The sequence below is a fragment of the Streptomyces sp. R33 genome, from assembly GCF_041200175.1.
Lineage (GTDB): Bacteria > Actinomycetota > Actinomycetes > Streptomycetales > Streptomycetaceae > Streptomyces > Streptomyces katrae_B.
In genome coordinates, this window is the sequence record NZ_CP165727.1 from 3,470,736 (window position 1) to 3,484,975 (window position 14,240).

General features: G+C 72.5%; 14 protein-coding genes. 7 read left to right on the forward strand and 7 right to left on the reverse strand.

Annotation, left to right across the window (positions count from 1 at the left end):
• Nucleotides 1–117: 117 nt before the first annotated feature.
• Nucleotides 118–1,701: a S8 family peptidase gene (locus AB5J51_RS15620; protein ID WP_369777906.1), complete on the reverse strand. Its 1,584-nt coding sequence runs from the start codon at nt 1,699–1,701 to the stop codon at nt 118–120.
• A 209-nt stretch (nt 1,702–1,910) separates the two neighbouring features.
• Here AB5J51_RS15620 and AB5J51_RS15625 point away from each other — a divergent pair, with 209 nt between their 5' ends.
• The 3 genes from AB5J51_RS15625 (at nt 1,911) to AB5J51_RS15635 (ending at nt 4,894) form a co-directional block, all read left to right on the forward strand.
• Complete coding sequence (locus AB5J51_RS15625; RefSeq protein WP_136225350.1) at nt 1,911–3,038, forward strand: threonine synthase; 1,128 nt, start codon at nt 1,911–1,913, stop codon at nt 3,036–3,038.
• Nucleotides 3,039–3,105: 67 nt separating this feature from the next.
• The gene (locus tag AB5J51_RS15630) at nt 3,106–3,915 is read left to right on the forward strand and encodes an isocitrate lyase/phosphoenolpyruvate mutase family protein (RefSeq protein ID WP_053790682.1); all 810 of its coding nucleotides are present in this window, start codon (nt 3,106–3,108) and stop codon (nt 3,913–3,915) included.
• Between the two features lie 43 nt (nt 3,916–3,958).
• On the forward strand, nt 3,959–4,894 hold the full coding sequence (locus AB5J51_RS15635; RefSeq protein WP_136225282.1) for an EamA family transporter: 936 nt from the start codon (nt 3,959–3,961) through the stop codon (nt 4,892–4,894).
• Between the two features lie 18 nt (nt 4,895–4,912).
• Here AB5J51_RS15635 and AB5J51_RS15640 read toward each other — a convergent pair whose 3' ends face one another.
• From AB5J51_RS15640 to AB5J51_RS15655, 4 genes are all read right to left on the reverse strand, one after another.
• Complete coding sequence (locus tag AB5J51_RS15640; RefSeq protein WP_053790680.1) at nt 4,913–5,710, reverse strand: serine protease; 798 nt, start codon at nt 5,708–5,710, stop codon at nt 4,913–4,915.
• A complete protein-coding gene (locus tag AB5J51_RS15645; protein WP_240805412.1) occupies nt 5,707–6,774 on the reverse strand; it encodes an esterase family protein in 1,068 nt (355 codons plus the stop codon). Before AB5J51_RS15645 ends, AB5J51_RS15640 begins: the two co-directional genes overlap by 4 nt.
• A 200-nt stretch (nt 6,775–6,974) precedes the next feature.
• Nucleotides 6,975–8,006 carry an alpha/beta hydrolase-fold protein gene (locus AB5J51_RS15650; RefSeq protein WP_346766476.1) on the reverse strand — a complete coding sequence of 344 codons (1,032 nt, stop codon included), beginning with the start codon at nt 8,004–8,006 and terminating at the stop codon, nt 6,975–6,977.
• Nucleotides 8,007–8,210: 204 nt separating this feature from the next.
• A complete protein-coding gene (locus tag AB5J51_RS15655) occupies nt 8,211–8,648 on the reverse strand; it encodes a MarR family winged helix-turn-helix transcriptional regulator (RefSeq protein WP_030291039.1) in 438 nt (145 codons plus the stop codon).
• Between the two features lie 79 nt (nt 8,649–8,727).
• On the opposite strand from AB5J51_RS15655, the gene AB5J51_RS15660 reads away from it, so the two are divergent.
• A complete protein-coding gene (locus tag AB5J51_RS15660) occupies nt 8,728–9,738 on the forward strand; it encodes an SMP-30/gluconolactonase/LRE family protein (RefSeq protein ID WP_369777907.1) in 1,011 nt (336 codons plus the stop codon).
• Between the two features lie 13 nt (nt 9,739–9,751).
• Here AB5J51_RS15660 and AB5J51_RS15665 read toward each other — a convergent pair whose 3' ends face one another.
• Nucleotides 9,752–11,941 (reverse strand): DEAD/DEAH box helicase, encoded by a 2,190-nt coding sequence (locus tag AB5J51_RS15665; protein ID WP_369777908.1) that lies wholly within the window; start codon nt 11,939–11,941, stop codon nt 9,752–9,754.
• 76 nt (nt 11,942–12,017) lie between these two features.
• Nucleotides 12,018–12,464 (reverse strand): copper-binding protein, encoded by a 447-nt coding sequence (locus AB5J51_RS15670; protein ID WP_136225274.1) that lies wholly within the window; start codon nt 12,462–12,464, stop codon nt 12,018–12,020.
• A 155-nt stretch (nt 12,465–12,619) separates the two neighbouring features.
• On the opposite strand from AB5J51_RS15670, the gene AB5J51_RS15675 reads away from it, so the two are divergent.
• The 3 genes from AB5J51_RS15675 (at nt 12,620) to AB5J51_RS15685 (ending at nt 14,173) form a co-directional block, all read left to right on the forward strand.
• Complete coding sequence (locus tag AB5J51_RS15675; protein ID WP_133896993.1) at nt 12,620–13,189, forward strand: RNA polymerase sigma factor; 570 nt, start codon at nt 12,620–12,622, stop codon at nt 13,187–13,189.
• Entirely contained in the window at nt 13,186–13,875 is a 690-nt protein-coding gene (locus AB5J51_RS15680; protein ID WP_136225272.1) for a zf-HC2 domain-containing protein, read from the forward strand. The genes AB5J51_RS15675 and AB5J51_RS15680 overlap by 4 nt, the downstream gene beginning before the upstream one ends.
• A gap of 109 nt (nt 13,876–13,984) precedes the next feature.
• Entirely contained in the window at nt 13,985–14,173 is a 189-nt protein-coding gene (locus AB5J51_RS15685) for a hypothetical protein (protein ID WP_136225270.1), read from the forward strand.
• The last annotated feature ends 67 nt before the right edge of the window (nt 14,174–14,240 follow it).

Consider the following 14,240-nt stretch of genomic DNA (forward strand, 5'->3'; position numbering starts at 1 on the left):
TGCTCCATCACGGGGGGGCGCGAACGAATGCGCGAAATAGTACGCAGCGGGGGCGACCGCCGTGACGGTCGCCCCCGCAGTTCACCGCGGCCCCGTGCCGCGTTCACTCCCGGTGGGTCAGAACTGGAGCGCCCAGGAGTCGATCTTGCCGGTGTCGATGTTGGCGTTGTCGTTCACGCGGAGCTTCCACACACCGTCTGCGACCTCCGAAGAGGCGTTGACGGTGAAGGTCTTGATGATGTTGTCCGCGCTGCCGCCGCTGCGGTTGTGCAGGGTGTACACGGAACCGTCGGGGGCGACCAGGTCGACCTTCAGGTCACCTATGTACGTGTGCTTGATGTCGACCGAAACGCTCAGCGCCGCCGGGGCGTTGCCCGGGACCCCGCTGACGGTGACCGGCGACTCGACGGTGGCGTTGTCGTTGATCGCGTAGTCCGCGGTGTTCTCGAAGCGCTTGCCCGGGTTCGGCGGGGTGGTGCCGCCGCCCACGTACAGCAGGCGGTTCGGGGAGCCGGAGCCCGGACCGGTCACCACGTTCGGGGTGGCTGCGGCCACCAGGGCCGCGGAGACCTGCGCCGGGGTGCTCGAGGGGTTCTGCGAGAGGTAGAGGGCGGCCGCGCCCACGACGTGCGGCGTGGCCATCGAGGTGCCCGAGATGGTGTTGGTCGCGGTGTCGCCGGTGCCCCACGAGGAGGTGATGGAGGAGCCCGGGGCGAAGATGTCCAGGATGGAGCCGTAGTTGGAGTAGCTGGCCTTGGCGTCGGTGCTGGTGGTGGCGCCGACCGTGATGGCCTCGGCGACGCGCGCCGGGGACTTGCTGCTCGCGTCCGTGGACTCGTTGCCCGCGGCGACGCCGTACGTGATGCCGGAGGCTATGGAGTTGCGTACGGCGGTGTCGAGCGCGGAGTCGGCTCCGCCGCCGAGCGACATGTTCGCCACGGCCGGCTTGACGGCGTGCTGGGTCACCCAGTCGATGCCGGCGACGACCTGCTCCGTGGTGCCGGAGCCGTTGTTGTCGAGGACGCGGACGCCGACGATCTTGGCCTTCTTGGCGACGCCGTACGAGGTGCCCGCGACGGTGCCGGCGACGTGCGTGCCGTGGCCGTGCCCGTCCTGGGCGGTGTTGTCGTTGTCGATGGCGTCGTAGCCGTAGGAGGCGCGGCCGCCGAACTCGCCGTGGGTGATGCGGACGCCGGTGTCGATGATGTACGCGGTGACGCCCTCGCCGGCCTTGTCCGGGTAGGTGTAGCTGTTGTCGAGCGGGAGCGGGTGCTGGTCGATGCGGTCCAGGCCCCAGGACGGCGGGCTGGGCTGGGTGCCCTGGGCGCCGTCGACGGTGAACGTCCGGTTCTGCACGACGGACTTGACCGCCGGGTCGGCGGCGAGCTTCTTCGCCTGCGCCTCGGAGACCTTGACGGAGTAGCCGTTGAGGGCGGCGCTGTAGGTCCGGCCGATCGTCGCGCCGTAGCGCCGGGCGACGGCCTTGCCGCTGTCGGCGGTGGAGCGGGCGGCCGAGTCCTTCAGGGTCACGATGTAGCTGCCGGCGACCGAGCCGGGGGCACCGGCGTTCTCGATGACGCCCTGGGGGCCGTTGTCGGCCGCGGAGGCGGGTAACGCGGCGGCCGCGCCGAGCGCGAGGGCCACGACGGCGGTCGCGCTGATGCCGGCGAGTTTCCGGCGGGTGTGACGCATCACGGACATGCGAGGGATCCTCCTCATAGGTGGCGCATTGCGGGGGGTGAGGCGGCAGAAGGGACGTAACGAAGACATGGACATGACAACCCTCTCGGGGTCTGCCCGGCTGCCGCCTCCGAAAGGTTGACCCACGTGTTCGCCCCACCACAAGAGGACGGCGAACGCGTAACATCCGTGCCATACAACGGCCATGAATGAGCAAAGGCGCTCTGCACATGACGCACGCACTGCCCGGCTACGTCTGTCCCGAGGACGCCACGCGCGCGGACGCCCGGACGGCGCCCTGGTGCTGCCCGCTCTGCGGTGGACCGTGGGACCTCGACTTCACGCCGGATCCGGCCAGTCCGCTCGAACCGGCCGCGGGGCCCAACTCGCTCTGGCGGTTCGGGTCCGTGCTGCCGCTGCCGGGGGCGTTCTCCGTGACGCTGTCGGAGGGGAACACCCCGCTGGTCCCGCTCGGTGAGCGGATTCACGCCAAGCTGGACTTCCTGATGCCGACGCTGTCGTTCAAGGACCGGGGCGCGGTGATGCTCGCGGAGCTGGCCCGGCGGCTGGCCCCGGAGCGGGTCGTCGCGGACAGCAGCGGGAACGCGGGGACGGCCGTGGCCGCGTACTGCGCGCGGGCCGGGCTGAAGTGTGAAGTTTTCGTGCCCGAGGGCACGTCGGAGAAGAAGACGGAGCAGATGCGGGCGCACGGGGCGGCGGTCCGCCTCGTGCCGGGCGGCCGGGAGGCGACGGCGGTGGCGGCCCGGGAGGCGGCCGACCTCCCAGGGGTCTTCTACGCGAGCCACGTCTTCAACCCGTACTTCCTGCACGGGACGAAGACGTACGCGTACGAGGTGTGGGAGGAGCTCGGCGGCCGGCTCCCCGAGACCCTCGTCGTCCCCGTCGGCAACGGCACCCTGCTGCTGGGGGCGGCGCTGGCGGTGGAGGAGCTGGCCCGGCGCGGGGTCAAACCGCCGGCGCTGATCGCGGTACAGGCGGCGGCGGTGTCCCCGCTGGCCACGGCCTTCGCGGCGGGCGCGGAGGACGCCGACCCGGTGGAACAGCGGCCCACCCTGGCCGAGGGCATCGCGATCCCGGCCCCGCCGCGGGCCCGCCAGATCCTGGCGGCGGTCCGCAAGTCCGGCGGCACGTTCCTGACGGTCCCGGAGCCGGCCCTGCGCGCGGCCCAGCAGGACCTGGCCCGGCGCGGGCTCTTCGTGGAACCGACGGCGGCGGCCTGCTGGGCGGCAGTGGGCCCCCTCGCCCCCGCGGACCCCCTCCAGGGCCGCACGACGGTCCTCCCCCTGTGCGGAGCAGGCCTGAAGGGGGGCCTCGCGTCCTCTGCGGAACAGGCCTGAAGGGGGCCTCGCGTACACGTCGGAAAATCGCCAGCCGCGGCCGGGCCCGGTCTGCTGAACTGGGCCCATGACCAACATCGTTGATCTCGCCCGCGGCTTCGCCGCACTCCACACCCCCGCCGCGCCGCTGGCCCTGGCCAACGCCTGGGACGTCGTCAGTGCCCGCCTCGTCGAGGCCGCCGGCGCCCCCGCCGTCGCCACCACCAGCGCCGGCGTCGCCTGGTCCCTCGGCGCGCCCGACGGGGACGCCCTGACCCGCGACCGCGCCCTCGACCTCGTCGCCCGCGTGGCCGCGGCCGTATCCGTGCCGGTGACCGCCGACATCGAGGGCGGCTTCGGCGCGGACCCCGCCGGGGTCGGCGAGACGGTCACCGGGGTGCTCGCCGCCGGCGCGGTCGGCATCAACATCGAGGACGGCACCCGCGACGCCGCCGATCACGCGGAGCGGGTGGCCGCGGCCCGGGCCGCCGCCGACACCGCCGGGGTCCCGCTGTACATCAACGCCCGCATCGACACGTTCCTCTTCGGTCTCGGGGAGGAGGCGAACCGCCTCGACGAGACCCTCGCCCGCGCCGCCGCCTACCTCCGCGCGGGCGCCACCGGCATCTTCGTCCCCGGCGTCACCGACCCGGCGACCGTCACCGAGCTGGTCAAGGGCATCGACGCCCCGCTCAACGTCCTCGCCGGCCCCGGCGCCCCGTCCGTCGCCGAGCTCGGCGCCCTCGGCGTCGCCCGCGTCAGCCTCGGCTCCTGGGTCGCGTCGGCCGCGTACGACGTGGTCCGCCGCGCCGCCGAGGAGCTGATCGCGGGCGGCACGTACACCGCGCTCGACGCCTCCCTCCCGTACGGCGAGCTGAACACTCTGCTCAAGGGCTGAGACCCGGGAAGCGTGTACGCGCCAACGACCCTAGGATCCCGTCATGCGCACCTCGGAGACCGCTGAGAGCAAGCCGCCGGAATCCACCGCCCGCAGGGTCACCGGCGCGGTCTGGTTCGCGCTCGCCCTCGTCTACGTCCTCTGGGGCTCGACGTACCTCGCCATCCGCGTGGTCGTCCAGACCATGCCGCCGTTCCTGTCCGCCGGCGCCCGGTTCATCGCGGCCGGCCTGCTGCTGCTCGGCCTCGTCGCCTGGCGGTACGGGCCGGCCGCGCTCCTGGCCACCCGCGCCCAGGTCGGCTCGGCGGTCGTGGTCGGCCTGCTGCTGATCCTCGGCGGCAACGGCCTCGTCGTGCTCGCCGAGACCGAGGTGCCGTCCGGCCTGGCCGCGCTGCTCATCGCGGCGGTGCCGATGTGGCTGGTGGTGCTGCGGACCGCCACCGGTGACCGGCCGCCGCTGCGCACCCTGGGCGGCGTACTGCTGGGCTTCGCCGGGCTCGCGGTGCTGACCAGTCCGGGCATCGGCGGTGCGGTGGCGCTCTCCGGGGTACTGCTGGTGCTGCTGGCGTCGGTGCTCTGGTCGCTGGGCTCGTTCTCCGCGTCGAAGCTGTCGCTGCCGGGCAACCCGTTCACGGGCAGCGCGTACCAGATGCTCGCGGGCGGGGCCGGCGGCATCGTCGTCGGCCTGCTGCGCGGCGAGCACCGGGGGCTGGACTGGGCCGGCTACTCCACCGCCTCCTGGCTGGCGCTGGGCTACCTGGTCGTGTTCGGCTCGCTGGTCGCGTTCACGGCGTACGCATGGCTGCTCCGGTCGGCGCCGCTGTCTCTGGTCGCCACGTACGCGTACGTCAACCCGGTCGTCGCGGTCGCGCTGGGTGCGCTGATCCTCGACGAAGCCCTGACCTGGCCGATCCTGGTCGGCGGTGCGGTCGTCGTCGTGGCGGTGTGCGTGATCGTCAGCACCGAGCGCAGACAGTAGCCGGGCCCGGGTTCGGGCTCAGTCCCGCGCGGCCTGCTCGTACAGCGCCTTGGCCTTCTCGTCGAACAGGGCGGCCGTCGAATCCACGTCCGTGTCCCCGCCGCTGAGCACCCCGATCAGCCGCCCCGGACGGCCCGGACCGCCCCGGTCGGCGATCCAGGGGCTGCCGCTGGTGCCCGACCAGAAGCCCGCGCAGCCGATGTACAGCATCGCGGGGTCCTCCTGGTCGTGGCTGGTCTGCGTGGTGCAGGAGACGGGCTTGTTCTGCGGGTTGCGGTCCGACTCCGGATAGCCGACCACCGTCACCTCGCGCTCGTACCCGGAGGTCCAGTCGGGCTTCGGGGCCTCCTCGGCACCGCCGACCGCCTGCTGGACCGTACGGCCGTCCTCGTCCGGCTCGATGCTGAGGAAGGCGAAGTCGGCGGTGTCCTCGCCCCATCTGGTCCAGCGCTCGTCCACGTGCACCGCGCGGACCTTCCACACTCCCAGGGGCTGGCGGCCCGCGCCCTCCCCCGTGAAGGCGGGTGCGAAGGAGAGGTCGCCGATGGCCCGGCCGTCGGGGGCGACCGCTCCGGGCTCGCCGTCCTCCCCGGCCGGGGCCACACAGTGCGCGGCGGTCGCGACGACCGTGCCCTTGGGGCTGTCGACGACGCTCGCCGTGCACCAGTGCTCCCCGTTCGCCATGAGCACGCCGACGCCGGGGAACGCGTGCACCGCGTTCGCGTCCACGTCCGTCGCCTTGAGGAAGCCGACGGCCAGCACCGCCGCCACCCCCGCGGCGGCCGCCGCCGACACACCCTTGACGACTGCGTTCATCGCACGCCGGGGTCGGGTGTCGGTGCCAGCATGACCTTGCTGATCCACTCCAGAGCGCCCTCCCTCATACCGCGGACGTACGACTTCCCGTTGTGCTCACCATCCTGGATCACCTGCAGCCGGGTGTGCACGGGGCCTTTTCCGTACTCCTTCATGAACTTCTCGGCCTTCTCACGGCCGGTCTCCTTCGTGCCGATCTGGAAGTTGATGTACACGTCCGGACCGCCCTCCTTGATCAGCTTCTCGGCGAGCTTCTCGGGGTTGTTCTCGTCCATGGCCTGCGTGTTCCCCTTCCACAGCGGGGAGTCGGGGACGATGTCGACCCCGCTGGCGATGGCCGCCTTGAACCGGTCGGGGTACTTCAGGACGTGCTTGAAGGCGCCGAATCCGCCCGCGGAGGAGCCCATGAAGGCCCACCCGTCCCGGGAGGTGAAGGTCCGGAAATTGGCCTTCGTGAAATCCGGGATGTCCTCGGCCATCCAGGTGCCCATCTTGGGTTCGCCGGGGATGTCCGAGGCGTCGAAGTGGTGCTTCGTGTCCGCGTTGTGCACCGGCATGATCAGGATGAAGGGCAGGCTCGTACCCGCCTTCGCCCCGTCGCTGACGGCCTTCTGGAGGCCGAGGCCGGGGCCCGTCCCCCAGTAGTTCGTGGGGTAGCCCCGGCCTCCGGGCAGGGAGATCAGGACCGGGAAGGCGCTCTTGGCGTACCTCGGCTCGTCGTACTCCTTCGGGACCCACACCCACACGTCACCGGTGAACCCCGACTTCGCGCCGGTCAGGGTCGTCCGGCCGATCTGCGTGCCGTCGGGCAGCCGGTGGGTCCGGACGAACTCGGACTTCGGCCCGGTCGGCATGCTCACCCCCTGCCGGATGTCCTCGGCCGCGGCCGACTCCTGCACCTTCCCGAAGGAGACCGGATCCCCTATGTCCGAGAAGAGCCCGTACTTGTACGCCGCCGCACCGCCGCCGGCGGCGAGCGTGAACGCCAGCGCACCGCCGATCAGAAGCCTGCGCAGGCGCTTGGGGCGGCGACGGCCCGTGGTCAGCGGGCCTTCCTCGGTCATGAGGTCGCCATCACCCTGAAGCTGGTCATGCTGCACGGATTTGTCCCGTTCCTTCTCCGGCGCTCCCGAAGAGCGCGGGTCGGACCGATCGGTCCCCCTTACACCCCTTACAGAGGTGTCAACGATCGGATGGGTTGCCTGGGACCGGCGGGAGGTGGCGTGCACCACCCCCGGCCCCGGGCTCCGTGCGTACGGCCTGGTCAGCCGGTCGCGGGCTGCGGGCCCTTCAGCACCTTGCTGATCCACTCCAGGGAGCCTTCCTTCATGCCCCGGACGTAGTGCCAGCCGTTGTGCTCGCCGTTCTGGATGTCGCGGATGGTCGTCTTGACGGGGCCCTTGCCGTACTGCTGCTGGAACCTGGTCATCCGCTCCTTCCCGGTCTCCTTGGTGCCGACCTGGAAGTTGATGTAGACCTCGGGGCCGTTGCCGTCGATCAGCTTCTGCGCGAGCTTCTCGGGGTTGTTCGCGTCCATCTCCGCCTGGTGGCCCTTCCAGAGCGGGGAGTCGGGAACGATCTCGCCGCCGCTGGCGATCACGGCCTTGAACCGGTCCGGGTACTGCAGGACCGTCTTCATGCCGACGAAGGCGCCGGAGGAGGAGCCCATGAAGGCCCAGCCGTCGCGGGACTTGTACGTACGGAAGTTGGCCTTGGTGAACGCCGGGACGTCCTCGGCGATCCAGGTGCCCATCTTGGGCTGGCCGGGGATGTCGGCGCCGTCGTAGTAGTACTTGCTGTCCGGGTTCAGCACCGGCATGACCACGATGAACGGCAGGCTCGTCCCGGCCCGGACGCCCTCGCCGATGGCCTTCTGCAGACCCAGGCTGCGGTCGGACCAGTAGTTGCTCGGGAAGCCGTTGCCGCCGGGGAGCGCGATGAGCACCGGGAAGGCACTCTTCTCGTACTTCGCCTCGTCGTACTCCTTGGGCGTCCACACCCAGACGTCGCCCTCGAAGCCGGACTTCGCGCCCGCGAGACGGGTCTTCGCGATGACCGTGCCGTCGTCGAGCTTGGCGGTCTGCTTGAAGTCGGACTTCGGGCCGGTCGGCAGGAGTACGTCCGGATCGCCGGTCGGCGTGGGAGGCGCCGACGGCACTGCCGGGGACGGCTCGCCCGCGGCGGGAGCGGCGGACGCAGGGGCCTTGCCGAAGCTCACGGAATCACCGTTGCCGGAGAACCACTCGAGCTTCCAGGCGGCGAAGCCTCCGCCGCCGAGCAGCAGCACGAAGGCCACGGCGGCGGATATCCATATCGCCCGGCGGGAACGCCGGGGCGGGTCTTGGTGCACGAACTTCGCTCCGAACGGTCATGACTGCCCCAGGGTCGGGACAGAACGGCTGGGTTCCATCAGTCCTGATGTGCGAATCCTGCGGACAGTTCCCAAACCCGGCAAAAACACGGTCGGAACGCGGCTCGTCCGGAACCTCGACAGCAGAACTCACCTCTGGGCGTCGAGCGCCTCCGCGCACCGCCCCAGCAGGCTGATCAGCTGCTCCCGCTCCTGCGCCGAGAACGCGGTGGCGAGCGCCCGCTCCACCCGTACGGCGCCGGCGTCGGCGAGCTCCATCGCGGCCCGGCCCTCGTCCGTGAGCCGGGTCTCGATCACGTTGCGGTGCCATTCGTGCGGGGTGCGCTCGATGAGCCCGCGCTCCTGGAGGTTCTTCAGCACGGTGTTCATGGTCGGCGGCGTCACCCCGCACAGCCGGGCGAGCCCGGCCGCGGAGATGCCCGGCTTCTCGGCGAGCCAGAGCAGCGCGGCGTACTGCGGAACCGTTACTGCGGCGGGCTTGAGCGCAGCGTTCTTGGCCGCGAGGAGCGCCTGCTCGGCGCGCTTGACGTGCGAGCCGATGCGCTCCTCGGGAGGCATGGAGGTCATTCGTGCATCCTAAGGCCCTTGCAAGCATTAGAGCTCTAACTTATCTTCGTGTTCAATCACACGGAAGAGGACACACGCTGTGCTGAAGAAGCTCCTGCCCGCCACGTTCCTGGCCCTGACCACGGCGCTCACCCTGGGCGCGATCCCGGCCGCGCAGGCTGCCCCGGCCGCCGCCCCGACCTCCGCCCCGGCCGCCGCCCCGGCCTCCGACGGCCGTGTCTCGACGGCCTTCGCGCTCCCCGGCGAGAAGGTCTACCCCGAAGGCATAGCCACCGACCCCCGCGACGACACCGTCTACGTCGGCTCGTACGCGGACGGCACCGTCTACCGGGCCCGCCCCGGGCAGCGCACCGCCGAGGTGTTCCTGCCCGCCGGCACCGACGGCCGCCACACGGCGAACGGCCTGCGCGTCGACGCCCGCGGCCGCCTGTGGGTGACCGACTCCACCTCCGGGGTCTCCGTCTACGACACCGCCTCGCGCAGGCGCCTGGCCCACTTCGAAGTCGCCGGGGCGGGCGGGCTCTTCGTCAACGACCTGGCCATCACCCCGGACGGCACCGCCTACCTGACCGACAGCATCCGCTCGGTGATCTACCGCGTCACCCCGGCCCAGCTGGCGGCCGGCTCGGGCGCGCTGCTCCCCGCGTACGACCTGAGCGGGCACCTCACCCCGTCCCCGGCGGGCAGCTTCGCCCTCAACGGCATCGTCTCGGACCCGGCGGGCCGCTTCCTGCTGGCCGTGGACATGACCGCGGGCGACCTCCACCGCATCGACCTGCGCACCGGCGCGATATCCCGCGTCGCCCTCCGGGGCGGCGACCTCACCCACGCCGACGGCCTCGACCTCGCCCCCGACGGCACCCTGCGGGCGGCCCACAACACCACGAACACCCTGACCCGGTGGCGCCTGAGCCCCGACGGGACCCGGGCCCGGCTGATCCGGACGATCACGGACCCGTCGCTGCAGATCCCGACCACCCTGAGCCACACCCCGGGCCGCACGCTCGTGGTCCGCTCCCAGTTCGACAAGGGCGGCCCGATGGGCCCGGGCACGCCGGCGTCCTTCACGATCGCCTCGGTCTGCTTCTGAAAGGCCTGCGCCGTCAGCCCGCGGCGCCGAGCCGGGCCTGCTCCTCCTCGACGATGCGCCGGGCCAGCGAGGTGTCCGAGACGTCGACCGCCTCGGGCGCCGACTCCGCCACCACGCTGCGCCTGGCGTACGCGTCGAAGAGCCGCGCCTTGCGCTCCAGCACCTCCAGCATCCGCTGGTCCACCCCGTCCGTCGCCAGCAGCCGGTGCACCCGTACGGCACGCACCTGGCCCATCCGGTGCGCGCGGGCCACCGCCTGCTGCTCCATGGTCGGCTTGACCTGCGGCTCGCAGAGGATCACCACGGACGCCGCCTGCAGGTTGATGCCGATGCCGCCCGCCTCGATCTGCGCGAGCAGTACGGCGTGCCCGGCCGCCGCGCCGAACCCGTCGACGAGCCGCTGCCGGCGCGCCGGCGGCACGCTTGCGGAGATCGGCCCGAAGAGGCGGCCACCGCCTGTGTGCGACGGCCGGCCGAGCGCGTCCTCTACCGCCCCGAGCACCTCGCGGAAGGAGGAGAACACCACGACCTTCAGCCCGTTGGCGGCCGCGTCCGCCACCAGCTCGCGCAGCCGTTGCAGCTTCGCCGACTTCTCCGGCTCCGCGTACGCGGCCCTGCGCATCGCCATGAAATTGCCGGCCCGCACCGCCGCCGAGTAGGCCTCCCGGTCGGCCGCGCTCAGCTCCTCCCACTCGTCGGTCCACTGGAGTTCCGGCAGCTCGGCGAGTACGTCGCGCTGGTTGCGCCGCAGGTACGCGGGCGCCACCGCCTTGCGGAACGCCCTGGACCCGGCGACCGTGTCGACGTCCCCGATCCCGGAGACCGCCTCGGGCTGCAGGAGCCGTACGAGACTGCGGAACTCGGAGACCCGGTTCTCCATGGGGGTGCCCGTCAGGAAGAGGACGTACGTGCAGCGGGCGGCCCAGGCGGCGACGGCCGCGGAGCGCTGCGCGCGCGGGTTCTTGACGTGGTGGGCCTCGTCCACGACGAGCATCCCCAGCTCCTCGGCGGCGGGTTCGGGGAATCCGGTCAGCGCCTGGAACGTCGTCACGGCCACCCCGCCCTCCCCCCACCAGTCCGCGAAGGCGTCGTGCCGGCCGGGGCCGTGCAGGGCGACCGCGCGCAGGGTGCTGCGCGCCTCGATCTCGCGGGTCCAGTTGATCAGGACGCCGGCCGGGCAGACCACGAGGAAGTGGCGCTGGCCCTGCGCGGCGAGGTGCGCGAGGGCGGCGAGTGCCTGGATCGTCTTGCCCAGCCCCATCTCGTCGCCGAGGATCACCCGCCGCTGGGCGAGGGCGAAGCGGGCGCCGAAGGACTGGTAGCCGCGCAGCGAGACCCTGCGGTGCGTGTCGTCGAGGTCCTGGGCGCGGACCCGTTCGGCCAGCGCCTCGGGCAGGAACCCCTGGGCGGCGGCCGGGCCGGGGCCGCTCCCGGCGCGCTCGGTGAGCTCGGTGAGCTCGGTGAGCTCCGCGAGCAGCCCGTAGTACTCGGCGGAGCGCAGCTCGAAGTCGACCCAGGCGGCCGCCTCGTCGGCGGGGCCGCGCAGCAGGTCGACCGAGGCCTGTCCGAGCAGTACGGGCAGCCCGTTCCCGGCGGCCTCCGCGGTCAGCCGGCCGATCTCCCCGACGGCGGCCAGGGCCCGCTCCCGCCGCTCCCGTCCCGCGAACCACATCCGCAGCCGGCCCGCGGCGGGCCCGGCGTCGGCGAGCAGCGGCCCGAGCCCGGCGTCCAGCTGCCGGGCGGCCGCGACGGCCCGGCGGGCTTCGGGCCCGGCCCCGACGAGGAGCTGCAGGGCGGTCACGAGCGCGGTGGTCCGGGGTTCGGGGCGGTCCACGTCGAGGTACACGGCAACGGTCTCCCCGACGGCCTCGGCGAGCTGCCGGGCGGCGCCGAGCGCCTGGTCGGCGGTCCGCTGCCCGACCCCGGGGATCTGCCGCAGCCGGGGGCGCCCGGCGTCCAGCACCTGCTGCACGGTGTCGAACCCGGCCGCCTCGATGGCGGCGACCCGCAGCCGGCCCTCGGTGACCTGGGCCAGCCGTTCGACGGGGATCCGCTGCAGTTCGAGGCGGGCCAGCTCCGCGTGGATCGGCGCCCAGGCCTCCCGTACGGCTTCGACGGCCCGCCGGTGGTCCGCCAGCAGCGCGCCGGCCGCCGCGTGCAGCCGCTCGCCCGCGTCGATCGCCTCGGCCGCCCTGTGCCGCATGCCCCTCCCCTCGACCGGTCCCGGCTGCGCTGCCGGGTAACGAATGCACGCAACCTACCGCCGTTCGGCGTGGCCCTCAGTAGCCGTTCACGGCGCCGCCCACGGTGATCTCCGTCTTCATCCCGAGGTCCTTGTGCCCGTCGACGGGGCAGTAGAGCTCGTACGTACCGTCCTCGAGGGTGATGTCGAACGTCCCGCTCTCCCCCGGTGCCAGGGTCGGGGAGCTCTTCTCCCCGCCCGGTCCCTCGACCTCCAGGGCGTGCTCGTGGTGGCCGGTGTTCTTGACGGTGAACGAGTAGGCCCCGGCCTTGAACGTCTTCTGGGACAGGGCGATGTGGAAGTCGCTGAGGTCCGCCGTGACCTGCGTCGCGGCGGGCGCGGGTGGGGGTGGGGCGGCGGGCGCCGCCGGGCCGTTCCCGGCTCCGCCGGCGCCGCCCCCGCAGGCGGCCGACAGCCCCGCGAGTGCTCCGGCCGCCAGCCCCAGCCCCACGCGCGCGGTCCGGGTGGTGCGTGTCCTTGTCATGGCAGGGATACGGCCGGCCGGCGCCGGGAGATTGCGGACGGGAGATGGCGGACGGGGCCGGAGGCCTGGGGGAGGAGGACAATGAAGGAGTGCTTCCGCGCGAACCCGGACCAATCCATTCGGGGAGGCCGAACGTATCCCCTGATGTGCAGAGAATGGGCCTCCCGCTCGGGCGTGCGCCGGACGAGGCACTGCTGTCGGGCCTGGCGACGGGTGATCCGGAGATCGCCGTCGCGTTCGTCCGCCGCTTCCAGCGCACGGTGTTCGGCGTGGCCATCGCCGTCGTCGGGGATGCGCAGCTCGCCGAGGACATCGCCCAGTTGACGTTCGAGCGGGCGTGGCGGCACGCCCAGGTCTACGATGCGCGCCGCGGTTCGGTACGGACCTGGCTGACGGCGATCGCGCACCATCTGGCGATCGACGCGGTCCGGGCCCGCCGGGCCAACCCGGTCGCCCCGGAGGACCTGGACGCCCTCCTCGACATCGTGACGCAGACCCCGGAGCAGCAGGCGCTGGCCGCCGAGACGTCCGCCGGGATACGGACGGCCGTGGCGGCCCTGCCGAGGGAGCAGGCGCGCGCCCTGGTGATGGCGGGGATCTACGGGATGACCGCGCAGCAGGTCGCCGACATGGAGCGGATCCCGCTCGGCACGGCGAAGACGCGGATCCGGACGGCCATGCACAAGCTGCGCAGGACCCTGGGGGCCGAGGAGAGCCGGCGATGAGCGAGATGACCTGCGAGCAGCTGAGGGAGCTCGACGCCGAACTGGCCTTGGACGTCCTTCCGGCCCGGGAGCGCGCCCGTGCGGTCGCCCACCTGGACCGCTGCCCCGGCTGCCGGGTGCACATCGAGCAGCTGGCGCTGGTCGGCGACGGGCTGCTGGGCCTGCTGCCGGGCACGGAGCCCCCGGTCGGCTTCGAGAGCCGCGTCACGGCCGGTCTCCTGCCGGCGCCGCCGTCTCCCCCGAAGCCCGCGCCGGCGCGGCGCCGGCTGCTGCGGCCCCGGGTCGCGGCTGCGGGGGCGGCCCTGGTGGTGGCGTGCGGCTTCGCCGGCTGGGCGGCGGGCACGGCGATCGAGCAGGCCTGGCGTCCCGCGACCCCGACGGCCGACGCGAACGCCCAGCTGCTGCAGGCACCGCTGATGGCGGACGGCGGGGAAGTGGGCCGGGTCTTCGCCCATCCGGGCCAGCAGGGCTGGGTGTACATGTCGGTGGACCTGGAGAAGGCGACGCCGGAGGTCAGCTGCGTGCTCGACAACAAGGACGGCACGACGACCCGCCTCGGCACGTTCTCGCTCCAGGGCGGCTACGGCTACTGGGTCGCGGCGGCCGACGTGAACCCCACGACCCTCGCGGGCGCCAGCCTCCTCACCCCGGACGGCACGCTCCTCGCGAAGGCCAGCTTCGCCTGAGACGTCACTGCGCGTAACCCTTCGACATGCGGGAGTCACCACCCGGTGCCAGGGTGGTGGACGTCCCCCAGTGGACGTCACCTCACCCTCTTCGAGGAGCGAAACCGGCATGGTCAAGAAGCAGCCGCCCCAGGACAAGGCCAACAAGCTCAAGGAGCAGGCCAAGCAGAAGATGCAGGAAGCCAAGAGCCAGGCGAAGAACCCGGACCGCACGTCCGAGGACAGGGACATGGACATGGACATGGACATGCCCCAGGACCGTCCCCGCCCGTCAGGCTCCTCCGAGTCCCGGTACTAGCGGCACCCACGAGGCGCGCCCGGCTCCCCCGGGCGCGCCTTGTGCGTTCCGTGGCCGACCGGTCGGC

Bases quoted from the DNA above. Each gene is read 5' to 3' on its own strand.
- AB5J51_RS15620 (WP_369777906.1), bottom strand. From the start codon at position 1,701: ATGTCCGTGATGCGTCACACCCGCCGGAAACTCGCCGGCATCAGCGCG.
- AB5J51_RS15625 (WP_136225350.1), top strand. From the start codon at position 1,911: ATGACGCACGCACTGCCCGGCTACGTCTGTCCCGAGGACGCCACGCGC.
- AB5J51_RS15630 (WP_053790682.1), top strand. From the start codon at position 3,106: ATGACCAACATCGTTGATCTCGCCCGCGGCTTCGCCGCACTCCACACC.
- AB5J51_RS15635 (WP_136225282.1), top strand. From the start codon at position 3,959: ATGCGCACCTCGGAGACCGCTGAGAGCAAGCCGCCGGAATCCACCGCC.
- AB5J51_RS15640 (WP_053790680.1), bottom strand. From the start codon at position 5,710: ATGAACGCAGTCGTCAAGGGTGTGTCGGCGGCGGCCGCCGCGGGGGTG.
- AB5J51_RS15645 (WP_240805412.1), bottom strand. From the start codon at position 6,774: ATGACCGAGGAAGGCCCGCTGACCACGGGCCGTCGCCGCCCCAAGCGC.
- AB5J51_RS15655 (WP_030291039.1), bottom strand. From the start codon at position 8,648: ATGACCTCCATGCCTCCCGAGGAGCGCATCGGCTCGCACGTCAAGCGC.
- AB5J51_RS15665 (WP_369777908.1), bottom strand. From the start codon at position 11,941: ATGCGGCACAGGGCGGCCGAGGCGATCGACGCGGGCGAGCGGCTGCAC.
- AB5J51_RS15670 (WP_136225274.1), bottom strand. From the start codon at position 12,464: ATGACAAGGACACGCACCACCCGGACCGCGCGCGTGGGGCTGGGGCTG.
- AB5J51_RS15675 (WP_133896993.1), top strand. From the start codon at position 12,620: ATGGGCCTCCCGCTCGGGCGTGCGCCGGACGAGGCACTGCTGTCGGGC.
- AB5J51_RS15680 (WP_136225272.1), top strand. From the start codon at position 13,186: ATGAGCGAGATGACCTGCGAGCAGCTGAGGGAGCTCGACGCCGAACTG.
- AB5J51_RS15685 (WP_136225270.1), top strand. From the start codon at position 13,985: ATGGTCAAGAAGCAGCCGCCCCAGGACAAGGCCAACAAGCTCAAGGAG.